Raw genomic sequence first — 22,444 nt, 5'->3', positions numbered from 1 at the left:
TTCGCGCCTTTGCGAGAAATTCTATGATCAAAACATCGTATGTTGTGTTTGTTTTCGGAGTCATCCAAGTTATTGTCACGCCAGGCCGCCAGCTCTCCAAGTTGTTTGTTGTTGTTTTATTGAGTTGTGGTACAATTTATCATCTGACACATGCCCATTCAAATACATAAGGTCTGATCTCATTGCGTCTTCGCGCCTTTGCGAGAAATTCTATGATCAAAACATCGTATGTTGTGTTTGTTTTCGGAGTCATCCAAGTTATTGTCGCGCCAAGCCGCCAGGTCGCCAAGTTGTTTGTTGTTTTATTATTGAGTTGTGGTACAATTTATCATCTGACACATGCCCATTCAAATACATAAGGTCTGATCTCATTGCCTCTTAGCGTCTTTGCAAGAAAAATAATGATCATCATCATTTTCTCCTGCTTACTTTCACTATCTTCGTCCTCAAAATAAACAACGTTGCAATCCATCATCGAAATACAGTCTCTTGTAAAACACTATCCGACAAATATGAGTCCTGCTGTTTCTCAAGTTGATTTCACAGTCTTGAAAGGTGAGAAATTCGGAATATTTGGTCCGAACGGAGCAGGAAAAACAACGTTGATTTCCATGATGTGCGGAATTTTACAACCCACATCAGGCAGCATACACTATTACATCAACGGAAAAGAAATAACTCCTAAAACAGCATTGCATACGATTGGTTATGTGCCGCAGGATTTTGCTTTTTACCCGGAACTGACAGCCGGACAGAACCTGGTGTATTTTGGAAAGATGTATGGTATCCCGACAAAACAACTGCATGAAAAAATTAATGTTTTGCTTGAACAATTAGGGTTGAGCCATGTAAAAAATAAAAAAGTGATGACCTTTTCCGGGGGAATGAAACGGAGAATAAACCTGGCTATCGGGATTCTCAATGATCCTGAAATTTTGTTTTTAGATGAGCCGACCGTTGGAGTAGATGTGCAAAGTAAACATGCAATTATTCATTTGTTGGAAGAGTTGAACAAGAACGGAACCAGCATTCTATACACCTCACACCACCTGAAAGAAGCAGAAGATTTTTGTGACCGGATTGCATTGATTGATCAGGGAAAAATCATTGGATTGGGAACACTGGAAGCATTGACAACACAACACGAAGTCGAAAACCTGGAAGAATTGCTGATTCGTTTAACTGGTAAAACCATGCGCGACTAATGCGAAAGTTATTGGCCTCCATAGTAAAAGAATTGCAATTGCTCGCACACGATAAAGTCGGGTTGCTGTTGTTGTATCTGATGCCTGTTGTACTAGTGTTTATCATTACCGTTGTGCAGGATAGTGCGTTTAAGTTGGTGAATGATAATCAGTTGGAATTGCTGGTTGCAAACAAAGATAAAGGGGCTTTAGGCGATTCTTTGGTGGCAGTACTCAAACAATCAGGGAACTTTTTGCTGGATGAGAAAAACGACCTGTCGGAGAAACAATTGCAGGAAGAAGGATTGTCCGGCGGTAAACTGGCGAGTATCTATATTCCGGAAAACTTTTCCGAGGCCATTGAAAACAATACGAGCACCATCACACAACTCATTTTAACTGAATTTGGTGTTACAGAAGATACACTTGCTGTCGCTGAACGAAAAGAAACAAGTCTTACCATCTATTTTGATCCGATTTTACAGGAAAATTTTCAATATACCCTGGTGACCAATCTTCAAACCATTCTATCGGGAATGGAAAACAAGGTTATGTTGGAGAACCTCTTCGAACAGATGGGCTACGATGAAATTCCTGAACACATTGCTGCGAAAATGACGGGAGAGAAAACGCCCATTATTGCGAAACACGCTTCATTGGACGGACAACAAAAAATGACGCCTAATTCAACACAGCACAATGTTCCGGCGTGGTCCATTTTTGCAATGTTCTTTATGGTGGTGTCATTAGGCGGAAACCTGGTGAAAGAACGGCTTTCCGGAAGTTTTGTTCGGTTGATGACCATTCCTCCGAGTTTTATGTATACGTTGATCAGTAAAATGCTGGTTTACCTGGGAGTTGCTGTCAGCCAGTTATTTTTACTGTTCTGTATCGGACATTTGATTTTTCCGTCAATGGGATTGCCGCAATTGCAAATTCCGGATGCATTTTTACAACTACTGATTGTTTCCATCCTCTCGGGAATGGCAGCAGTAAGTTATGCCGTAGTGATCGGAACGTATGCAAAATCCCAGGAGCAAGCCAATGGTTTCGGAGCAGTTTCCATTGTTATTTTCGCCGCAATCGGAGGGATCTGGGTGCCGACATTTGTAATGCCGGATTACATGCAGACAGTTGCGTTGTTTTCTCCTTTGCACTGGTGCTTAGAAGGTTATTATGTCTTGTTTTTAAAGAACGGCGATTGGAATGCTTTGAGTTCCAGTATAATTTTCCTTTCTTTGTTCGTTATAGTATGTCAAATACTTACATTTGTGAAATTAAAAATGCAGAATTACTTGTAATATGGAAATATCAAGAGACGACTTGAAATTGGAATTTAAACAGCACTTAATTACCTATCTGAACCTGCTGGACATTAAAGTGGAAGACATTAAAGACGATGAGCCGTTATTTGGCGGAGACCTGGGGTTGGATTCGATTGATTCAGTTGAAATGATCGTATTGCTGGACAGAGAATACGGGATTAAAATTAAAAATCCGACCGAAGGACGTCAGGTATTGGTAGATGTAAATACGATTGTTGATTACATTATTGCCAACCGCACAAAATAATGCCTATGCGAAAGGTATTTATAACCGGAATCGGTTCGATATCTTCTTTAGGTTTAACTGTTGAGCAACAGTTGAAAAGTCTTCGTGATGCCCGTTCAGGAATTGGCAAAGCGACACATTTTCAATCGGTATATACCGCTCAACTTCCGTTTGCTGAAATCAATGCCAGTGATGATGAACTGAAAAAACTCACAGTATGTGCCGATCCGGGAGTTACCCGTACCACACTCATTGCACTGAAAGCATTCCAGGAAGCGGTTGCAGACGGAAAACTTTCACAACAGCAACTCAGTGACCCGCGTACAGCATTCATTTCGTCCAGTACGGTTGGAGGGATGTGTTACACCGATTCCTTATATGCGGATGCAAATAACAAAGGAGAAACGTCGGAATTTTACGCATCGTACGAAGGGTCTAATCATACGCTTCAGATTGTAAAAAAATACGAGTTGAAAGGGTATACCGATACCATCAATACCGCTTGTTCTTCTTCTGCAAATGCCATTTTGTTGGGAACGCGACTGATTCAGTCGGGAAGAGCTGACAGAGCAATTGTCGGTGGTGCTGATTGCCTGGCAAAGTTTACGGTAAACGGATTCAATTCCCTGCGCATTTTAAATGAAACACCATGTCGCCCGTTTGATGAACACAGGGAAGGATTAACACTTGGTGAAGGCGCTGCCTATCTGGTGCTGGAAGCCGAAAACCTGGTAGGTGATAAAAAACGATATGCAGAAGTAAAAGGTTTCGGAAATGCCAATGACGCGTTTCATCCTTCCGCTACATCAGATGATGCCAGAGGACCGTTGCGGGCCATGCGGGATGCGCTTCAGTCAGCAGAATTATCTCCGTTTGATATTGATTACATCAATGCGCATGGAACAGGAACGGTTAACAATGACGAAACAGAGTCGTTTGCATTTATAACGATATTCGGTAAGCAGGTTCCGCCATTTAGTTCAACAAAATCATATACAGGGCATACCCTGGCTGCCGCAGGTGCTGTGGAAGCAATCATCAGCGTGCTGAGTATCTGTCACGGAGAAATCTATCCGAATCTGAACTTTGAACAACCCATTTCCGGTCGTGGCTTGATTCCTGTGACGAAATTGCAGCAAAATAAACAGATTAAACACGTAATGTCTAATTCCTTTGGTTTCGGAGGAAACGGAACATCGTTAATTTTTTCAAAATGTACATAAAGGAAGTCTGTGCCATATCGCCCCAACTGACCTACGGAACTGAATTTGAGTCCGGTCATTTTGAACTACATGACAAAGGAATTTTGTATGCAATTGAACCATCCTACCTCGATTTTATTCCTGCTTCCCTGCTGCGAAGAATGGGAAAAGCGGTGCGAATGGGAATTGGTGCCGGGTTGCCCCTGGTCAAAAAATATCCGGGTATCGAAGGAATTATCATTGGAACAGCAAACGGTGGATTGGAAGATTGCATCCGCTTTCTGAATCAGATTGTAGATTACAAAGAAGGTGTTCTGACACCCACCAGTTTTGTTCAGAGCACTCCCAATGCAGTTGCCGGACAATTGGCCTTGATGGGAGAAAAGACCGGGTACAATTCAACACATACCAATGGGTCGCTGGCATTTGACAATGCAATGCTGGATGCGCAACTCGTGCTGGAGACCGCTGTAAAACCGATGGAATTATTAATCGGAGCGGTTGAAGAAATTTCCGATTATAATTACAACATCGATACCTTAAACAGTCATTATAAATCAGAGTCAATAACCAATGAAGAATTGATCCGGTCGACAACTGCTGGCTCACTTTGCGGAGAGGGCGCCACCATGTGTGTTGTTGCCAATACTGCTGATCATGCAATTGCTGAGGTCGTGGATCAGTTCCAGGTCTGCTTTCCCGGAAAAGAAGAATTAACAGGACTTATCAATAATTTCCTGGATAAAAACGGGATGTCTCCAAAGGATATTGACCTGCTGTTGTTCGGAAACTCAGGTGATGGGCGTACAGATCATTGGTACAATGACTTGCAGCAAGAACTGTTTCCCGATAAACAAATAACTACGTTTAAACAATTCTCAGGAGATTACCGGACCGCAGGTGCATTCGGTTGTTATGTTGCCGTGAAACTACTGCAGGGAAATCACCGTATCTATGGTTTCGATCACCTGAGAAGACCCCGGACTGTTCTGGTGTACAACCAATTTGGAGGAGAACGCCACGGATTTATTCTCTTAAGAGGAAATCAGGCGTCAATTGCTTAATGATTAATCACCAAAGCATCTCAACCGAAAAACACATATTTCCCACAGTTGATAATTCATAATTGATAACTTTCAACTTTCAATTCTCTACTTTCAATTTTAATTACTTGATTATTAATTTTTAATACTCGTCTTTCTCCGGCGCAATGCGAATCACAATCATGGATAATTGATAATTAATCATTCATCATTCACTATTCAACATTTATACCCTTAGTTCTTAAAATAGGTTAAAAACTTTTGTCTATACATGAATTATTTCTACTTTGAGTGGAGTTAACAACTAAATCTAAAATAGTATGAAAAAGGTATTGATCGTTATGGCGGCAGGCTTATTGTTTGCGTCATGCAAAAAAGATTGGGCATGTGAATGTACCGCAGGAGACTTGACACATACAGAAACTCTTAACAACAAGACATTAAAAGAAGCAACCGATGAATGCAACGATAGCGGAAGTGTTTTGGGTGTTGATTATGAGTGCAAAGTCAATGTGTTTAAGTAATAATAGTTACACATAAGGTGATATCCGGTCACCATTTTTACAACTAAACAGGCTATCTTTTCGGATGCCTGTTTTTTTATGCGCGGGTATTCCCGAATAGTGACCTACTCTCAGTGAAAAAAAGTACCTTTGTTCAAATTTTTTTGAGAATGGGGAGTAATTTCATCAAGCGCTTAAAATATTACGGAATTGGTTTCGGAATCGGAATTATCATTGTAACTTTCCTGTTGCCCAACAGAAGTTGCTCATGGACACCTGCCAATCGGGTGAAAAACATGATTTTAGGAAGGCTGGTCACCGTGAATGAGGTAGAATGGAAGCTGATGGAGTCCAAAGGGTTGACAAAAGAAGACATTATTTCCGTGCTCAATGACGGAACGTTGAATTTCAAGATCAGTAAAAAGGACGGAGATTCAAAAGTCTATGTCATCGAAAAAGAATTCGACAAAAAAGGAAACTATAAGTTTTACTTCACATTGCCCAATGAAAGTTTTATTTCGGAAGTAAAGATCGGAGAAGTGGATGCGAAGAAGGTAAAAAATACAACTGTGGGGTACGGACGTTTTATCTCTATTCCGAAAGATGAATACCTCGTATATCCTGATTCTACTGCAAAAGTGACTTGTCAGATGGAGCAACTGCAGATCAAAAATGTGAAGCAATTGTACAAAGGAATAGAAAAAACAGGGCGAATCAATTTTGCGAAGTCTAATTTTGATGCAAAACCCAAAGCAGAACACCTGATTGAGTTTGTCGAAAAAGGAGACACAATTGAATTCCAATCGGTTTGGTATAAGAACAAACTATTTATTTCTAACTTTATTTCGGAAAAAGTAAGTAATTGTAATCCAACCGTTCAGGAATAGTTGAAAAAACTGCGTTGTCTGGACGAACTGATTGATTTTTTTATATTTTTGAAACATGGAATTTTCAGCGGAACAAATAGCAGGAATTATTCAAGGAGAAATCGTTGGAAATGCGACTGTTGTAGTTAATGGATTGGCAAAAATAGAAGAAGGTAGTGAAGGAAAATTATCTTTCCTGTCCAATCCGAAATACGAAGAATATATTTATACCACAGGATCAAGTGTTTGCATTGTTAATCATTCATTTGTTCCGGCAAAAGAATTGCCTTCCACCCTGACCCTTATCAAAGTGGAAAATGCTTATGCCTGTTTTGCTAAATTGCTCGAATTCTATGACCAGATGAAGCGCAAGCAACCGAAAATTGAGGCAAATGCATATATTGCTGAGACAGCGAGCATCGGAAAGGATTTATACCTTGGTGCCAATGCCTATATCTCTGAAGGAGTTGTAATCGGTGACAATGTGGTCATTTACCCGAACAGTTTTATCGGTGACAATGTGAAGATCGGAAACAATACTATCATCTACCCCAATGTCTCCATTTATTCGGATTGCCAGATTGGAAATAACTGTGTGATTCATGCAGGTGCCGTGATCGGAGCGGACGGATTTGGATTCAGCCCGGATGAAAATGGTGTGTTCAGCAAGGTTCCTCAGATCGGTATTGTCATCATTGAAGACAATGTAGACGTTGGAGCAAATGCAACGATCGACCGAGCAACAATGGGAGCAACCATCATCCGTAAAGGAGCTAAAATAGACAACTTGTGTCAGATTGCACACAACGTGGAAATCGGTGAAAACTCAGCAATGGCCGCACAGGTTGGAATTGCAGGATCGGCGAAAATCGGTAAGCGCGTATTGATCGGAGGACAGGCAGGTATCTCCGGACACATTACCATTGCCGATGGAACGATGATTGTTGCACAATCAGGAATCCCGAATTCCGTTAAAAAACCGGAAACACTCATGGGAGCACCGGGAATTCCAATCGAAGATTTTAAGAAATCTTACTTCGGATTTAGAAAACTACCATTCATCCTGAACAAAATACAGGAATTAGAAAAGAAAATAAAAGAATTAACTAAAGCAGATTAACATTCATGTCTGAAAAGCAAAGAACGCTGAAAAGCAGCATCAGGCTATCCGGAATAGGATTGCACACAGGGGAGAAAGTAAATGTGGAAATTTGTCCGGCTCCGGACAATCATGGATATAAATTTCAACGTATTGACTTAGAGGGAGAGCCGATTATTAAGGCAGATGCTGATTTGGTTGTTGCCACAGACCGAGGTACAACCCTGGAAGCGAATGGTGCACGTGTGTATACAACAGAACATTTGCTGGCGGCATTATACGGTTGTCAGGTAGACAATGCCTTGATTAAACTGGACGCTCCTGAAGTTCCGATCATGGACGGATCTTCTCTTCCGTTTGTAAAAGCAATTGAAGAAGCGGGTTACGAAGAACAACAGGCAGAAAGAGATTATTTTGTGCTGACTGAAAACATCAAATGGGAGGATGCAGAAAGAGGAATCGAATTTCTGGCTGTTCCGGATAGTGAATACCGTTTGACCGTAATGGTGGACTACAATTCGCCGGTTTTGGGAACGCAGCACGCTACCATCTATAACCTTTCTGAATTTGTTCCGAACATTGCAAAATGTAGAACCTTTGTTTTTCTGCGCGAACTTGAATTCCTGGCAAAGAATAATTTGATCAAAGGAGGAGACTTGGATAATGCCATTGTATTGGTTGAACGAGACAATATCTCCAAAGCAGAGTTAGACAGCCTGGCAAAATTGCTCGGGAAGGAAAACCTGGAAATAAAAGTTGACGGAATCGGTGTGTTGAATAGCACGAAACTGCAATATGAAAACGAACCTGCACGCCATAAATTATTGGATATTGTTGGAGATTTAGCGTTGGTTGGAAGGCCGATTAAAGCACATATTCTTGCAGCGAGACCCGGACATTCCGGAAATGTTCGGTTTGCAAAAGTATTAAAAGAACAAATCAAAAAACAGGAAAAAGGAGGTCGCTCATTTGATCTGACACAAACCGTATTTGATATCAATACGATCGAAAAAATGCTGCCTCACCGGTTTCCATTCCTGATGGTGGACAGAATCATTGAAATTACGGAAAATTCCATTGTAGGAATCAAGAATATTACCATGAATGAGCCGATCTTTACCGGTCACTTTCCGGGGAATCCCGTGTTTCCGGGAGTATTGCAAATTGAGGCGATGGCACAGGTGGGTGGAATCTTTGCTTTAAACCAGGTGGAAGAACCTCATTTATATTCAACATACTTCCTGAAAATTGACAATGTGAAATTCAAACAAAAAGTAATCCCCGGAGATACAGTTGTGTTTGAATTGGTACTTGCCTCACCGATCCGAAGAGGATTGGTGAACATGATCGGAAAAGCATATGTAAACGGCCAGCAGGTCGGAGAAGCAGAAATGTTGGCGCAAGTCATTAAAGATAAAGTGGAAGCATGATCAGTGAATTTGCACAGATATCAGAAAAAGCCCAATTGGGAATAAACGTTCAGGTTGGACCTTTTACGGTGATTCACGAAGATGTAGTCATCGGAGATAATGTACGGATTCACTCAAATGTTGCAATCTATCCCGGAACGCGCATCGGGAACAATTGCGAAGTATACCCCGGTGCAGTGATAGGTGCTGTTCCGCAGGATCTGAAATTTGAAGGGGAAGAGACAACCGTTGAAATCGGCGACAATACAATTATCCGTGAGTGTGTAACCATTCACCGGGCTACAAAAGACAAATGGGTGACCCGAATCGGAAGCCGTTGCCTGATTATGGCCTATGTGCACGTAGCACACGATTGCCAGATCGGAAACGGAGTTATCCTGGCTTCGTATGTCGGTTTGTCAGGGCATTGTATTGTGGACGACTTCGCTATCCTTGAAGGAAATGTGGGAACCCAGCAATTCATGCGCATCGGGAAATATGCCTTTGTAGCAGGAGCAACACTGGTACGAAAAGACGTTCCACCGTATGTAAAGGCGGCGAGAGAACCGATCACTTTTGCGGGAGTAAATTCCATTGGGTTGAGACGCCGAGGCTTTTCAGACGAAGCTGTACGCGAAATTGAAGATGTTTACCGTACTATTTTTGTGTTGAACACCAATGTTTCCAAAGGAATTCAGGCAGTAAAAGAACAAATGCCGGATTCCGCTTATGCAAAAGAAATCATCGAATTCGTTGAATCGTCGGATAAGGGAATTATCCGGGGAATGATTTAGTTTTCTTAGCGAAAACAATCGAAAAAATAAATAGCACCTGTAATTTCCCGGAACGAATCTGTTTCCGGGTTTTTTAATAAGAATAAGATCAGAACAATGTTTCACAGAGGAGAATTAATCACAGTTACAATTTCCGGTTATGCATTCGGAGGAAATGGAGTTGCAAAAATACCGACAGATGATGGTGACTTTGTCGTATTTGTAGGAAATACGTTCCCGGGGCAAGTCGTACAGGCACGTGTAGATAAAAAGAAAAAACGTTATTGTGAAGCAAAATTGATTCAGGTAATTGAACGCTCCCCGCTGGAAGTGGTTTCAGACTTCCAGGAAATCTCAGGCGCTCCCTATATCTACGTTCCCGTTGCAGAGCAGGAAAAAGAAAAAGAACAAAGTACCCTGGAGATTTATAGAAAACTGGGCGGATTCCAGGATATCAAAGAACGTTTTGATACTTTTATTTCTTCCCCCGTGCATTATTTCTACAGAAATAAGATGGAGTACAGTTTCTCGTGTATTGAACACAATATGGAAACAGGAGAAGACATTGACGATGCGTTTGCCGTAGGTTTTAAGCGTCGTGGTACCTGGTGGAAAGTGGAAAATCTGAATAAACCGAGCGGAATGTTTGATCAAGAATGGGAGACAAAACTCATTCAAATTCGGAATTATTTGAAATTATCAGAACTTCCGGCATGGCATCCACCGAAAAAAACAGGATTTTTCCGCCACATTATCGTCAGAAAATCATTCGACCAGGATCAATTGCTCGTCAACCTGGTGACGTCTTCAGAAGGATTGAAACAATTTGATGTAGAAGCATTCGGATTGTTGCTGAAGCAGTTGTTTGGAGAGCGAATCGCAGGATTTCAGCATACCATCAATGACGATGTAGCCGATCGTTCCAAGATTGAGAATGGAAGTTGTAAACTGGTATTCGGAAAACCCATCGTGATTGAGAAATTACTGGGATTGTCGTTTGAAATATCTATGGAAAGCTTTTTCCAGACCAACCCGAAGAGCGCTGAATTGCTCTATACAAAAGCACTGGATTATGTGTTTGAAGAAACAATTCCTGAAAACGATATCGTGATGGATTTGTTTTGCGGGACGGGTACCATCGGACAAATTTTAGCAACCCGTCGCAAGGATGTAAAAATTGTCGGGGTAGACATCGTAGCGGAAGCAATTGAAGATGCACGTCGTAACGCCCGTCACAACGGACTGGAGAATGCGGTAGAATTTTATGCGGCAGATGTCGGGAAATTCCTACGGGAACACCCTGAATTTTCAGGAAGAATTTCCAGTATTATTTTAGATCCTCCAAGAGCTGGAATTGCACCGAAAACACTACAAAAAGTCATTGACCTGGGAGCTAAAAATATCGTGTACGTTTCCTGTAATCCGAGCACACAGGCGCGTGATGCTGATACGTTGAGAAAAGCCGGGTACGAACTCGAAAAACTTTCCCTGGTAGATCAATTCCCGCATACAGGACATATCGAAGCCATTGCAAAATTTAAAAAGAAATAAACACAGATCAAACGCATTAAAATCACGATGCTATTATATGTGTAACTGTTTTTATTTCAAAAATGTGTAGAGAAATAGCTTCATCAAAGGCGGATTAGAAAAGTGCGTTGGGTAGCATTTTTTACCTTGCTTGTTTGTTTCTTTTGGATCAAGCCAAAAGAAAATAAGAATGAATACTGGCACTTTTGTCATTTTACCGAATTTCATAATTACTTTTGAGTATTATTCTTTTAAGCTATGCAAGTCGAAATTATTTCCATCGGAGATGAATTGTTAATCGGGCAAACAATCAATACAAATGCCAGTTGGATGGGACAGGAGCTCTCCCGAAGAGGTGCGTTTGTATCCCGTGTAGTAACCATTTCAGACAAGACAGATGCGATCCGGTCCGCAATTGATGAAGGATTGAATAATGCAGATGTCGTGTTGGTAACGGGAGGCCTCGGCCCCACAAAAGATGACGTTACCAAGAAAGTCATTACCGACTATTTTGAAGATGAATTGTACATTCACGAAGAAACGCTGGAACGTGTAAAAGGGTTTTTCGCACGGATGAACCGTCCGATGCTGGAAGTGAATGTGCAACAGGCCGCTGTTCCGAAAAAATGCACTGTCCTGAAAAATATGCAGGGAACAGCTCCCGGAATGTGGCTGGAAAAAAATAGCAAAATACTCATCAGTCTCCCGGGAGTTCCATACGAAATGAAAGGAATCATGGAACAGGAAGTATTTCCCCGCCTGGAACACTTGTTCGGATTAAAACAATTTTATGCAAAAACAGCTAATCTGCAGGGAGTAGGAGAGTCTTACATTGCCGATAAAATGGCTGTTTGGGAAGATAATTTGCGTAGCAACGGACTGGAATTGGCATACCTGCCCTCTCCGGGGTTAGTGCGGTTGCGTATTACTTCACTCAACGGACAGAGCGATGAAGCATTGATAGATGCCTGTTTCCGGGAATTGGAAGAAGCATATCCTGAAAATCTATATGGCTATGGCGATGCTTCGCTGGCTGAAATCACAGGAAATTTATTGAAGCAGTACGGGGCAACGGTTGCAACAGCTGAAAGTTGTACAGGAGGTGCATTGGCGGCATCCCTTGTTTCCGTTCCGGGTTCTTCGGCTTACTTTCACGGAGGCTTTTTGACGTATACCAATGAATTAAAACACACAATACTGGGCGTTCAACAAGAGCATTTTACGACAGTTGGTGCTGTGAGTGAAGAAGTGGTTCGGGAAATGGCCGCAGGAGGGAAAAATAAATTGAACGTAGACTACTGTGTATCAATCTCCGGAATTGCCGGACCGGACGGAGGAACAGAAGAAAAACCGGTGGGAACAGTCTGGATTGGTATTGCCTCACCCAAACGCGTAGTAGCAAAACGATTTTTATTTTCAGATAACAGGGAACGTGTAATCAACAGGACTGTACTTTCTGCATTGAATTTCCTGAGAAACGAAATTTTGTGGAATCATCAGTGAAATCAGATTATCCTGATGCAATCACAATAAGAAAAAGTTGTTACTATTTTGTATCTTCGCTTTGAAAAAGACACGATAATTCAATGAATATCACTACCAATATCCTTGTTGTCGGAGCCGGCGTTTCAGGAGTCGCGGCTGCAGTCGCTGCTTCCAAACAGGGAAAACAAGTTGTATTGATAGATAATCATTCCTATCCGGGTGGTGCTGCCACTGCTGTTGAAGTAGGTACAATATGCGGGCTGTATTACAACGGAAAACAGGCTGAATCAACATTTATGGTAGATGGTTTTGTGCAGGAATTTGCACTTCGAACGGCTGATTACAGCGGGACGACGCCAAGCTGTAACCAATATGGACTGCATTACCTGCCTTATAACAAAGACGAACTAAAACGACTGATTGAAGACTACATTACCGAAAACAAGATTCGGTTTTTATCGGGATGCATGCTGACAGAAGTCACAGGCGATTCTATGAGTCTGAACCGTGTGAGTGTTGTCCAAAACGGGCAACAACTGACAATCGGATTTGATGCCATTATTGACTGCAGTGGAAATGCAACGGTCGCGGAATTATCAGGCCATCCGTTGGTTGAAAACCATTATTTCCAGGCAGCTTCAATTAGTTTTTACATTGAAAACAGCCAGATCGGAGACAATGAAATTTCAAATTTCAAATTGATCCGTGACTTAAAAACAATCATTCAACAACAGCAATTACCGGACTACTTTAAAAATCTATTTATTATTCCGGGTTCACAATCGCAGAAAAAAATCGGGTTTAAATTTACCATTCCCTGGCAGGTTTCCCATCAGAAAGGGGAAATTGAATGTTTGACAGTTCGTGCGAAGGAATTGGTTAATGAATTGTTTTATACCTTGAAACAACATTCATCCTTGTTCACCAATGCAGGCATTGATCACATTGCAGACGATTTGGGATGGCGAACAGGAAAAAGACCGTTGGGCAAGTATGTACTGACAGAAGAAGATGTGGTTACTGCAAAAAAATGGAAAAGCCCTGTTGCCAGATCATCCTGGCCGATTGAGGACTGGTTGCCCAACAAATCAGTTGATCTCACATTTGTTAAAGAAAACGATTATTATGAAATTCCTGAAGAATGCCTGATTTCTGCCACATATGACAACCTCTTTTTTGCCGGAAGAATTATCTCTGCTTCCGACCGGGCAATTGCAAGTGCCAGAGTCATGGGAGTTTGTTTACAAACCGGTTACGCTGCAGGAAAGGTAGCCGCTCAAATATCTGTAAAATAATATATCTTTGTTCCCCGAAAGAATAAGATCAAAGATCAATGCAGCAGAATAACGTGTACCAGGTTTTAGTGAATGCCGCCAATCAATGGCCGGAACACCCTGCTGTATATGATGATTTTGGAACCTTGACGTTTTCCGGTTTGTATGAAGAGGCGGAAGTATTGAAACAACAACTCATCAGCCGTGGAATCGGAGAGGGGCAGGCTGTTGGAATCATGGCCCGGAACGGACGCAATTTTATTGTCGGGATTTTTGCAGTTCTGGGGACAGGAGCATGTGTGATGCCGATGTCTCATCAGTTAAAACGGGATGAACTGGATGAGCAGATTAAACATGCTGCGTTGCACTTCATTCTCGATGACCTGAGCGGTATTGATCCGATGGGAAGTACTGATTTGATTGCATTGAAAAACGGACAAATCCGTGTTGCTGTAACAACCAACCCAAACATAGTTTTTGCTCCGCATGTCGACAATCCGGCATTTATGCGCTTTACTTCCGGGACAACCGGAACCGCCAAAGGAGTAATCATTTCTCATCAATCAGCAATTGAACGCATTGAAGGAGCAAATACGTCATTGAATTTGGGACCGGATGATACGGTAATATGGGTGCTTCCGATTGCCTACCATTTTGTGGTTTCCATTCTGCTATATGTACGTTACGGTGCTGCGATTGCCATTACAAAAGATTTTTTACCGCAGAGCATCATTGAAAGCATCAACCGGTTCAATGGTACATTGTTGTATGCTTCGCCCATGCAAATTCGTCTGATGGCACGTGCTGAAGAGAAAATCGCAATTCCGTCTATGAAAAACGTGATCTCTACTTCAGCGGCAATCTCTGAGGATGTGTGTGTTGAGTTTTATGAAACGTACGGAATTCCTGTGAGCCAGGCTTATGGAATCATTGAGATCGGATTGCCGATTATTAATTTTGCCAAATCAAAAGAATTTCCGAATGCTGTAGGTTATGCACTACAGGATTATGATGTTGCTATCCTGGACGATAATAATCAACCGGTTGAAGATGGAGAATCAGGACACTTGGCCATCAAAGGAAAGGGAATGTTTGATGCGTATCTCAACCCGCCGCTAACACGGGATGAGGTAACTAAAAACGGCTACTTCCTGACTGCTGATTTTGCCCGAAAGCAAACGGACGGATTGATTATTGTCGAAGGACGGCAAAAATCAGTTATCAATGTGTCCGGAAACAAAGTATTCCCGGAAGAAGTAGAAGGAATCCTCGAAACCCGCCAGGAGATTGAACAAGCAAAAATATCAGGTGTTCCACATCCGATTATGGGGCAGATCATACAGGCGGAGGTTGTGCTGAAAGCAGGTGAAACGATCAATGTGGAAGAAGTGCTGACCTATTGTCGCAAACGCTTGTCGACCTACAAAGTTCCGCAGCGAATTGTTGTTGTGCAAGAATTGGAAATGACGAAAACAGGAAAACTGGTACGGTAATTTGCTGTTTAGTTTACAAAATCAAATCCGAATTGCTCTGCCATTTTCCCTTTCAGAACTTCACTGACTTCTGTCATATCCAGTTCTCTTCCTAACTCTTGTTTTAAAGACGTAACGGCTTTATCTTGTATTCCGCAGGGAACAATATGAGAAAAATAACTTAAATCCGAATTGACATTAAACCCGATGCCATGCATTGTTACCCATCGGGAACTCTTGACTCCCATCGCACATATTTTGCGTGCAGTCGGCAAATCTCCGTCTAACCATACTCCGGTCATTCCCGGTACTCTTCCGGACGAAATTCCATATTCATTCAAGGTCTGGATAACAGATTCTTCCAGCAGACGCATGTATTTATGAATATCAGGAAAAAAATGATCTAAGTCAAAAATCGGGTAGCCTACCAGTTGCCCGGGACCGTGATAGGTAATGTCACCTCCCCGGTTGATTTTATAAAATTTAGCGTCGTGTTCGGACAATTCTTCGTCATCGAGCAGTAAATGCGAAGCATCTCCGCTTTTACCCAATGTAAACACATGTGGATGTTCGCAAAAGAGAAGGTAATTCTTTGTTTCTTCGGTTGTTTCACCATTGCGCGCACGAATCTTCAGGTCAATTGCTTCCTTAAACAATTTTTCCTGGTAATCCCATGCTTCCTGATAATCAATCAATCCAAGAGATTGAAAGATGACTTGCGGTTTCATTTTTCTTCGAAGTTTGCCAATTCCGATTTTAAACGGTCAATGATTTTTATTTCCATTGCATCTGTTTGTTTGAGCTCTGATAAATAGAATGAAGCCCAGTCAACCAGGTGAATGATGTAGATAGAACGCTCAACCAGGTTTGTCCCTTCGGCGTGTATTGTCTGTAATTTTGTTTTGGATGCAATGACTTCACAGGTAATCTCTACGCGTTTTTCATTGCGGGGCAATAAGTCTTTGGTATCAAAATAAACTGCTGAAAAGCGGTTGTCTCCACCTCCCCATCCAACAAGTTCATTGTGATTCATTTCAGGAATGACGTGCGTCCAGCAAAGCATTTTCGCATTTTCATTAAACTGCTGTTTCGCCCGGATTAGCACTGCTTCATATAACGAAGTAGCATAAAAAACAGGAACCGTTCCTTTTAAAAAAGCGGCAAGTGTTTTTGCTTCGGATTGAATGTGCTCTAATTTTTGCTCAATTAAGTGTTGAGCAGAAGCCAGGTTGCTCAGAACAGTATTCGAAATCAATCCTAATTTTGTCAGGATATTGGTGACTTGTACAAGTGAAAATGCCAATGCCGTACGAGGAGGATTTCCCCCCGGAACAATGACACAATCGTAGTTGTTTTTTGTACAATATTCCTGTAATTCTCCTCCGGAACAAACACCGATAATGTGTGCACCTTTCTCTTTTACTTCATCGACAAAGAATAGTGTTTCTTCTGTATTTCCTGAATAAGAAGACGCGATAACCAGCGTGTACTGATCAATGTATGCCGGAGCGGAATAATCATGAAAACATTGTACAGGAACACGGATCTCATTTTGTACCCAGAATGATACCAGACGCCCTCCGATTCCGGAACCGCCCATTCCGCAAATGACAACATTTCTGATTGTATTTTCAGGAGTTTTAAATGTTGCTTTTTCAGCAATTAGTAACGCTTCTTCAATATTTTTAGGGAAAGCTGCAATTAGTTTATCCATGAGTTAAATGAAATATTTTGTAAATATAAATATTCTACCGAAAAGTACAGAAAAATGGAGAATATTGTTTCCTTTTCCGTACGATATCAACAGTAAAAATGACTGATCGTTGTTTCGAACGGTATGTTTTTATCAATTATTACAAGTTGAGTTTTACCTGGTTCTGAAACTCCCTCCGCTTCGATTCCAAGCAGTTGAATACCAAATTGCAACAATGTTTCAATGTCGTGGGAAGAAAATAAAATCAAGCGATTCATTTCTATTGAAATAAGCGATAGCACTTCCAGCAACCGGCGCTTGTTCCTGTAATCCAGGTATCCTGTCGGTTCGTCTAACAGAATAATGGGAGTTTGTTGTGCCAATGCCCTGGCTACAGAGCATAACTGACGTTCACCATCACTGAGCTGACTGATAAATTTATCAGCAAGATGCCTGATGTTGAGCTGCCGGATTGTTTGCTGCACACATTCTTTGTCTACCTCTGAAAGAATCCCGAGACTGTTCTGGTAAGGTGTTCTCCCAAGAGAAATAAAATCAACTACCCGGACAAACTCTGCTTCCGGAAATCGACTCGGAACAAATGCAACTAATCGGGCCAATTCTGATCGGGATAACTCTGTTGTATTTCTTCCGTTGATGAAAACATTGCCTGCAAGTGGTCGCTGTTGGCCGGTAATTGTTTTCAGAAATGTAGATTTCCCGCTTCCGTTACTTCCGATAATTGCATAGATATTACCAGGAGTCAGTGCCGGAATAGTTACATGGGCCAGCGGCCGGTGATGTCCTATTGTTAAGTTGTTAAATTCAATCATGACCAGCGTTTTAGAATGATGTATATAACAAACGGCGCACCGATCATAGAGGTGATGGCATTGATGGGGAGAAGCATGAAACCTGAAAGTAATTGTACCAAAATGTCACACATGAGCAGAAAACTTCCGCCGGTAAGTAAACAACCAATGATGAGCAGACGGTGATTGTGTGTTGTAAGAATCATTTTCACAAGGTTGGGGACAGCCATTCCTAAAAATGCAATTGGTCCGCAAAAGGCGGTGATGAGCCCTGTTAGAACCGCCGCGATTAGAATCGCAAACACACGCATATTTCGAACGTTAATACCCAATAATGATGCATTTTCCTGTCCGAGAATGAGCGCATTGAGCGCACGGATGAAGAAAAAACTAAGGAAAACAGTCCCTGAGAACATGAGGCAGACCAGTGGCAATTGTTGAAAGGAAACTTGTTGCAGAGATCCCATTGCCCACAACGTATATAATTTAAGTTGATGGGCGTCACTCCAAGCCTGAATAATGCTGATAAAAGCGGCAGAAAAGCTTCCAAGCATGATGCCGACCAGGAGAAGAGAACCCTGCGATCGGACAAAGCGGGCAAAAAATAAAATAATGGTACCAAAAATGAACGCACCGAACAATGCACTTGCAATTAACCCCCAATCCGATTGGAAAAAGGAGATTCCGGTTAAAAGTGTGATCGCAACAAACAGACTTGCTCCTGTGCTGACACCCAATATATTTGGTTCTGCAAGCGGATTTTTAAAAATTGTCTGCATCAACAAACCTGCAAGTGATAAACCCGCACCGGCAATCATGGCCATAAGTGTCCTGGGTATTCTCAGGTCGCGGGCAATGATGTGATTGGTGTTGGAGTAATCGTAATCGGCAAGGGCGTTATAAAAATCTGATACTGAAATAGTAGTGCTTCCGGCAAACAGGTGCCAGATCGCCAGACCGATTAGTAACAACGTACCAATGAAAATTTTCAAACGAAAAGGTATTGCTTTTCCGCGCAAAATGATCGTGTTTATTTCAACGAAAATAGAAAAAGTTCCCGTAACAGGCGCGTTGTTGGGATAAATACCGGGAGCTTTTTACCCTTTTTCTGCTTTTTCAGAGGTAAAACCAATTGGTTTTCTTTTTACCTGCTGTTGGTGTAATTGATCTTTGCGTAGAAGATAGTTCATTACCTCACAAATGTCATCCTGTTTGATTTCGAGTTCTTTTAATTTTTCACTAATTTCTGTGTGAGAAAGAACGCATTGTCGCATCAGGACAAACGTGCGGATAATTCGAATATTTACATCAATCGCTTTGGGGCTGTTGAGCACACTTGAAAGCATCGCAACGCCCTGTTCAGTGAATGCGAAAGGAAGGTAACGCATTCCTCCTCGTTTTGAGGTCACGGATTGTGACCTCAAAACGAGAAATTCCGCTTCGGAAAGTACAAACATGAAGTCTTCGGGAAAACGGCTGATATTTCTTCTCACAGCTTGTTTCAGGACTTTGGTTGCTACACCATATAACTCCGCCAGGTCAAAATCAAGCATTACTTTTTCATTGCGGATTTCATGAATTTTTTGTTGAATAGTGTATAGTTGCATAAAGGTTTGTTTAAAGTTTCTTGACTTAAGATACTAAAAAATACCTCATCCAAAACAGATAAGCGTAACTTTGTTGGATAAACAATACAAAATGGCATTAATAAAATCATGTAGAGGATTCTCCCCGAAGTTTGGATCCGATTGTTGGATGGCTGAAAATGCGACAATTGTCGGGGATGTGGAAATGGGGAATGAATGTTCGGTCTGGTTCGGAGCTGTTGTACGCGGAGATGTGAATTCCATTCGAATGGGGAACCGTGTGAATGTACAGGATGGAGCAGTGATTCATTGTACGTATGAAAAAACGAAAACCACCCTTGGAAATAATGTTTCAATTGGTCACAATGCACTGGTGCATGGTTGTACGGTTGAAGACAATGTATTGATCGGGATGGGATCCATTGTGATGGACAATTGCTACATCGAATCCAATTGCATTATTGCTGCCGGAGCGGTGTTGCTTGAAAATACACGAGTGGAGAGTTGGAGTGTATATGCAGGAATCCCTGCCAGGAAAGTAAAGACACTGAGTCCGGAACTCTTTGAAGGGGAAGTACAGCGGATTGCAAATAACTATGTGAAATACTCCGGTTGGTTTAAAGAGCAGGAGTAATTTATTTTTCTTCCAGCAGTAAATCGATGTCTTTGATCAACTTGTCTACCTCCTGTGTACTTGTTCCGTCATAATAGCCGCGAATTCTCATTTTCCGGTCAACGAGAACAAAATTGTTGGTATGGATAAAGTCACTGCCTGCATCCCCCAGGTTTTGAGCTTCCGCAGGTTTGAGCACGAAAAATGACGTTCGTGCTAACTTATAAAGTTGTTCTTTTTTTCCGGTGAGGAACCACCATTGCTGATTGTCGGCATGATGTGCATCGGCATACAGCTTCATCTGTGCTACATCATCTACTTCCGGATTAACAGTGAAGCTGAGAATTTTAAATTCTTTTTTCCCGGAATGCGCTTTCTGAACCCGCTGCATTTGTTTATTCATTACAGGACAAATCGTTCCGCAGGTTGTAAAAAAGTATTCAACCACATAGACTTTTCCTGTTACGTCTTTTTGCGTGATGGTAGTACCTTCCTGGTTCAGGAACGCAAACGAACCGATGGTGTGTCCTCTTCCGACTCTCAATAATTCCGGATCAACGACATCCGGATCCAGATCAACCGGGTTATAAATTGGAAGTGTTTCTTCTTTTTGCTTATTCCTGATGGAAGAATAATAAAACAACCCGATTCCTGCGATGCAGAAAACAACTAAAAAGATAACTCGTGCCATAGTGCAAAGTTAGTAAACCTTGCAGTATGGTGCATGGAAATTCGTTATTAATACGTGAAATCGGCCGATTTACTTCTTTTTCAAATCGTTTTTAATGTATTGTTCAATTGCAGCCGGCATCGATGGTGCATTTGGTTGTGGGGCATGTACGTCCAGACGAAGATTGTTTTTCAGAACAGCCTGTGCTGTTGTCGGACCGAATGCGGCAATTAACGTTTTGTTTTGTTTGAAATCAGGGAAGTTTTTAAAGAGTGATTCAATCCCTCCCGGACTGAAAAATACCAACATGTCGTAATACACATCTTCCAGGTCAGATAAATCTGATGCGACAGTTCGGTACAAAATTGCTTTTGTGAAGTTGATTTTGTGCTCGCTGATTGTTTCAGGAATGTTGTCACGTAAAATATCGGTACACGGCAATAAGAATTTTTCATTCTTGTGTTTCTTCATTACCTCTACCAGATCATTGATTGTTTGTTTCCCGAAAAAGATTTTTCGTTTTCTGTACGTAACATATTTCTGGAGATACAATGCGATTGCCTCAGAGATACAAAAATACTTCATGGTATCGGGAACTTCAAAACGAACTTCCTTCGCCATTCTGAAGAAATGATCAACACCAACTTTAGATGTCAGAATAACAGCAGTGTGCTCTGATATATTGACTTTCTGGGTTCTGAATTCCTGAACATCTACCCCTTCAACATGTATAAATGGTCGAAAGTCAATCTTCAGTTTGTATTTTTCCGCCAAGTCAAAGTATGGCGACTTTTCACCTTCAGGTTTTGGTTGAGAAACCAAAATAGTTTTGACAGCCAAAGTTTAATAGTTTTGTAGTTAAACAATTTTTTAGAAATAAGCCACGTAGTAATACAGCACTACAATTGGTAATATTTCAAGGGTGCAAAGATACAAAATTATATAATACCAAGCGACGCCTTCTAAAAGTGAGGCGATCAGAATTTTTAGTAAACGTACAATATAGAAACCTGCAAACAGGTATAGAAACGCATGAAAAAAATAGCTGCCTGCAGAAGAATTCAACAGCCAGATGACCCCAAGTGTAAAAAACAAAAAACCAAAGAACAACTGGTTGACCCACGATTGAGTAATAAAAATTCGCATCAGGCTTTTCTCACCTGTTAGCCAGGAAGTAATAATAAGTCCTAAAAAGTTATAAACAATAAGTGAAAGAATAATCAACATCGTTGATGTTGCCAGTTGAATGCTTGTCAATTCAAATCCTGCAACATACCAGGTCGCGTGTTCTACCGTTCCCATATGCTGCACATAGAGTGTAAAGCAGACCCACAAACTGATCAGAAAACTAAATCCCAGTAGTACAAATCCGGTAGAATTGAAGCGGACTTCAAATTTCTGCAGGCTTTCCGGGGTGCCCAATGTGAAAAATGATTGGAGTGTTGTCCCGAATATCCTTGGTTCCAGTCGCTTGGCCAATGCCAGCAAGAGAAAGGCGATGAATAACATCATGCCTAAAATCCAGCCGTCCGTTCTGAAAACCGAATCAAGGTGCATAGGAATATCCTTTGTTTCTGTTCCCACAACAGAAAACAAGGACGGGAAATTTAATGGAAAAATAATATTACCCACAGTTTTGAGCTGGTTTCTTTATAAAATCACTTTCAGACAACAAAAAT

General features: G+C 41.5%; 23 protein-coding genes. 15 read left to right on the top strand and 8 right to left on the bottom strand.

Annotated elements, in window-relative coordinates; genetic code table 11:
• Positions 1–461: 461 nt before the first annotated feature.
• The 14 genes from H9Y05_RS01720 (at position 462) to H9Y05_RS01655 (ending at position 15,412) form a co-directional block, all read left to right on the top strand.
• Entirely contained in the window at positions 462–1,205 is a 744-nt protein-coding gene (locus H9Y05_RS01720; protein WP_235992064.1) for an ABC transporter ATP-binding protein, read from the top strand.
• The gene (locus tag H9Y05_RS01715) at positions 1,205–2,485 is read left to right on the top strand and encodes an ABC-2 transporter permease (protein ID WP_216713327.1); all 1,281 of its coding nucleotides are present in this window, start codon (positions 1,205–1,207) and stop codon (positions 2,483–2,485) included. The genes H9Y05_RS01720 and H9Y05_RS01715 overlap by 1 nt, the downstream gene beginning before the upstream one ends.
• A 1-nt stretch (position 2,486) precedes the next feature.
• Entirely contained in the window at positions 2,487–2,756 is a 270-nt protein-coding gene (locus tag H9Y05_RS01710; RefSeq protein WP_163492339.1) for a phosphopantetheine-binding protein, read from the top strand.
• A 5-nt stretch (positions 2,757–2,761) separates the two neighbouring features.
• Entirely contained in the window at positions 2,762–3,958 is a 1,197-nt protein-coding gene (locus H9Y05_RS01705) for a beta-ketoacyl-[acyl-carrier-protein] synthase family protein (protein ID WP_216713326.1), read from the top strand.
• Complete coding sequence (locus H9Y05_RS01700) at positions 3,949–5,001, top strand: beta-ketoacyl synthase chain length factor (RefSeq protein ID WP_163492341.1); 1,053 nt, start codon at positions 3,949–3,951, stop codon at positions 4,999–5,001. The genes H9Y05_RS01705 and H9Y05_RS01700 overlap by 10 nt, the downstream gene beginning before the upstream one ends.
• A gap of 299 nt (positions 5,002–5,300) precedes the next feature.
• Entirely contained in the window at positions 5,301–5,504 is a 204-nt protein-coding gene (locus H9Y05_RS01695; RefSeq protein ID WP_163492342.1) for a hypothetical protein, read from the top strand.
• Between the two features lie 149 nt (positions 5,505–5,653).
• On the top strand, positions 5,654–6,370 hold the full coding sequence (locus H9Y05_RS01690; protein ID WP_163492343.1) for a hypothetical protein: 717 nt from the start codon (positions 5,654–5,656) through the stop codon (positions 6,368–6,370).
• A 55-nt stretch (positions 6,371–6,425) separates the two neighbouring features.
• The gene (gene lpxD / locus H9Y05_RS01685; protein WP_163492344.1) at positions 6,426–7,469 is read left to right on the top strand and encodes a UDP-3-O-(3-hydroxymyristoyl)glucosamine N-acyltransferase; all 1,044 of its coding nucleotides are present in this window, start codon (positions 6,426–6,428) and stop codon (positions 7,467–7,469) included.
• A 5-nt stretch (positions 7,470–7,474) separates the two neighbouring features.
• A complete protein-coding gene (locus H9Y05_RS01680; RefSeq protein WP_163492345.1) occupies positions 7,475–8,878 on the top strand; it encodes a bifunctional UDP-3-O-[3-hydroxymyristoyl] N-acetylglucosamine deacetylase/3-hydroxyacyl-ACP dehydratase in 1,404 nt (467 codons plus the stop codon).
• Positions 8,875–9,651 (top strand): acyl-ACP--UDP-N-acetylglucosamine O-acyltransferase, encoded by a 777-nt coding sequence (gene lpxA, locus H9Y05_RS01675; RefSeq protein ID WP_163492346.1) that lies wholly within the window; start codon positions 8,875–8,877, stop codon positions 9,649–9,651. The genes H9Y05_RS01680 and lpxA overlap by 4 nt, the downstream gene beginning before the upstream one ends.
• Positions 9,652–9,747: 96 nt before the next feature.
• Entirely contained in the window at positions 9,748–11,181 is a 1,434-nt protein-coding gene (rlmD, locus tag H9Y05_RS01670; RefSeq protein ID WP_163492347.1) for a 23S rRNA (uracil(1939)-C(5))-methyltransferase RlmD, read from the top strand.
• A 237-nt stretch (positions 11,182–11,418) separates the two neighbouring features.
• Positions 11,419–12,663, top strand: coding sequence for a competence/damage-inducible protein A (locus H9Y05_RS01665; protein ID WP_216713325.1), 1,245 nt, complete (start codon positions 11,419–11,421; stop codon positions 12,661–12,663).
• Between the two features lie 83 nt (positions 12,664–12,746).
• Positions 12,747–13,940 carry an FAD-dependent oxidoreductase gene (locus H9Y05_RS01660; protein WP_216713324.1) on the top strand — a complete coding sequence of 398 codons (1,194 nt, stop codon included), beginning with the start codon at positions 12,747–12,749 and terminating at the stop codon, positions 13,938–13,940.
• A 38-nt stretch (positions 13,941–13,978) separates the two neighbouring features.
• On the top strand, positions 13,979–15,412 hold the full coding sequence (locus H9Y05_RS01655; protein ID WP_216713323.1) for a class I adenylate-forming enzyme family protein: 1,434 nt from the start codon (positions 13,979–13,981) through the stop codon (positions 15,410–15,412).
• Positions 15,413–15,420: 8 nt separating this feature from the next.
• On the opposite strand, the gene lipB is transcribed toward H9Y05_RS01655, so the two are convergent.
• From lipB to H9Y05_RS01630, 5 genes are all read right to left on the bottom strand, one after another.
• Positions 15,421–16,119 (bottom strand): lipoyl(octanoyl) transferase LipB, encoded by a 699-nt coding sequence (gene lipB, locus H9Y05_RS01650; RefSeq protein ID WP_163492351.1) that lies wholly within the window; start codon positions 16,117–16,119, stop codon positions 15,421–15,423.
• On the bottom strand, positions 16,116–17,105 hold the full coding sequence (locus H9Y05_RS01645) for a bifunctional phosphoglucose/phosphomannose isomerase (RefSeq protein WP_163492352.1): 990 nt from the start codon (positions 17,103–17,105) through the stop codon (positions 16,116–16,118). Before H9Y05_RS01645 ends, lipB begins: the two co-directional genes overlap by 4 nt.
• An 86-nt stretch (positions 17,106–17,191) precedes the next feature.
• Positions 17,192–17,917 (bottom strand): ABC transporter ATP-binding protein, encoded by a 726-nt coding sequence (locus H9Y05_RS01640; RefSeq protein WP_216713322.1) that lies wholly within the window; start codon positions 17,915–17,917, stop codon positions 17,192–17,194.
• Positions 17,914–18,888, bottom strand: a complete 975-nt coding sequence (locus H9Y05_RS01635; RefSeq protein WP_216713321.1) for a FecCD family ABC transporter permease — start codon at positions 18,886–18,888, stop codon at positions 17,914–17,916. The genes H9Y05_RS01640 and H9Y05_RS01635 overlap by 4 nt, the downstream gene beginning before the upstream one ends.
• Before the next feature lie 105 nt (positions 18,889–18,993).
• A complete protein-coding gene (locus H9Y05_RS01630; RefSeq protein WP_216713320.1) occupies positions 18,994–19,503 on the bottom strand; it encodes an ORF6N domain-containing protein in 510 nt (169 codons plus the stop codon).
• Between the two features lie 91 nt (positions 19,504–19,594).
• Between H9Y05_RS01630 and H9Y05_RS01625 the strand changes: the two genes are divergently transcribed.
• Positions 19,595–20,116, top strand: a complete 522-nt coding sequence (locus H9Y05_RS01625) for a gamma carbonic anhydrase family protein (protein WP_163492356.1) — start codon at positions 19,595–19,597, stop codon at positions 20,114–20,116.
• 1 nt (position 20,117) lies between these two features.
• Here H9Y05_RS01625 and H9Y05_RS01620 read toward each other — a convergent pair whose 3' ends face one another.
• The 3 genes from H9Y05_RS01620 to H9Y05_RS01610 form a co-directional block, all read right to left on the bottom strand.
• A complete protein-coding gene (locus H9Y05_RS01620; protein WP_216713319.1) occupies positions 20,118–20,786 on the bottom strand; it encodes an SCO family protein in 669 nt (222 codons plus the stop codon).
• Between the two features lie 69 nt (positions 20,787–20,855).
• Positions 20,856–21,605 carry a uroporphyrinogen-III synthase gene (locus H9Y05_RS01615; protein ID WP_163492358.1) on the bottom strand — a complete coding sequence of 250 codons (750 nt, stop codon included), beginning with the start codon at positions 21,603–21,605 and terminating at the stop codon, positions 20,856–20,858.
• Positions 21,606–21,635: 30 nt separating this feature from the next.
• The gene (locus tag H9Y05_RS01610; protein ID WP_216713318.1) at positions 21,636–22,397 is read right to left on the bottom strand and encodes a DUF4271 domain-containing protein; all 762 of its coding nucleotides are present in this window, start codon (positions 22,395–22,397) and stop codon (positions 21,636–21,638) included.
• Positions 22,398–22,444 lie beyond the last annotated feature (47 nt).

The sequence above is a fragment of the Taishania pollutisoli genome, from assembly GCF_014518315.1.
Lineage (GTDB): Bacteria > Bacteroidota > Bacteroidia > Flavobacteriales_D > Crocinitomicaceae > Taishania > Taishania pollutisoli.
This window is presented reverse-complemented; position numbering and strand designations above follow the sequence as displayed.

Bases quoted from the DNA above. Each gene is read 5' to 3' on its own strand.
- H9Y05_RS01660 (WP_216713324.1), top strand. From the start codon at position 12,747: ATGAATATCACTACCAATATCCTTGTTGTCGGAGCCGGCGTTTCAGGA.
- H9Y05_RS01630 (WP_216713320.1), bottom strand. From the start codon at position 19,503: ATGCAACTATACACTATTCAACAAAAAATTCATGAAATCCGCAATGAA.
- H9Y05_RS01705 (WP_216713326.1), top strand. From the start codon at position 2,762: ATGCGAAAGGTATTTATAACCGGAATCGGTTCGATATCTTCTTTAGGT.
- H9Y05_RS01695 (WP_163492342.1), top strand. From the start codon at position 5,301: ATGAAAAAGGTATTGATCGTTATGGCGGCAGGCTTATTGTTTGCGTCA.
- H9Y05_RS01665 (WP_216713325.1), top strand. From the start codon at position 11,419: ATGCAAGTCGAAATTATTTCCATCGGAGATGAATTGTTAATCGGGCAA.
- rlmD (WP_163492347.1), top strand. From the start codon at position 9,748: ATGTTTCACAGAGGAGAATTAATCACAGTTACAATTTCCGGTTATGCA.
- H9Y05_RS01690 (WP_163492343.1), top strand. From the start codon at position 5,654: ATGGGGAGTAATTTCATCAAGCGCTTAAAATATTACGGAATTGGTTTC.
- H9Y05_RS01655 (WP_216713323.1), top strand. From the start codon at position 13,979: ATGCAGCAGAATAACGTGTACCAGGTTTTAGTGAATGCCGCCAATCAA.
- H9Y05_RS01645 (WP_163492352.1), bottom strand. From the start codon at position 17,105: ATGGATAAACTAATTGCAGCTTTCCCTAAAAATATTGAAGAAGCGTTA.
- lpxD (WP_163492344.1), top strand. From the start codon at position 6,426: ATGGAATTTTCAGCGGAACAAATAGCAGGAATTATTCAAGGAGAAATC.
- H9Y05_RS01700 (WP_163492341.1), top strand. From the start codon at position 3,949: ATGTACATAAAGGAAGTCTGTGCCATATCGCCCCAACTGACCTACGGA.
- H9Y05_RS01715 (WP_216713327.1), top strand. From the start codon at position 1,205: ATGCGAAAGTTATTGGCCTCCATAGTAAAAGAATTGCAATTGCTCGCA.
- H9Y05_RS01680 (WP_163492345.1), top strand. From the start codon at position 7,475: ATGTCTGAAAAGCAAAGAACGCTGAAAAGCAGCATCAGGCTATCCGGA.
- lpxA (WP_163492346.1), top strand. From the start codon at position 8,875: ATGATCAGTGAATTTGCACAGATATCAGAAAAAGCCCAATTGGGAATA.
- H9Y05_RS01625 (WP_163492356.1), top strand. From the start codon at position 19,595: ATGGCATTAATAAAATCATGTAGAGGATTCTCCCCGAAGTTTGGATCC.
- H9Y05_RS01710 (WP_163492339.1), top strand. From the start codon at position 2,487: ATGGAAATATCAAGAGACGACTTGAAATTGGAATTTAAACAGCACTTA.
- lipB (WP_163492351.1), bottom strand. From the start codon at position 16,119: ATGAAACCGCAAGTCATCTTTCAATCTCTTGGATTGATTGATTATCAG.
- H9Y05_RS01640 (WP_216713322.1), bottom strand. From the start codon at position 17,917: ATGATTGAATTTAACAACTTAACAATAGGACATCACCGGCCGCTGGCC.
- H9Y05_RS01620 (WP_216713319.1), bottom strand. From the start codon at position 20,786: ATGGCACGAGTTATCTTTTTAGTTGTTTTCTGCATCGCAGGAATCGGG.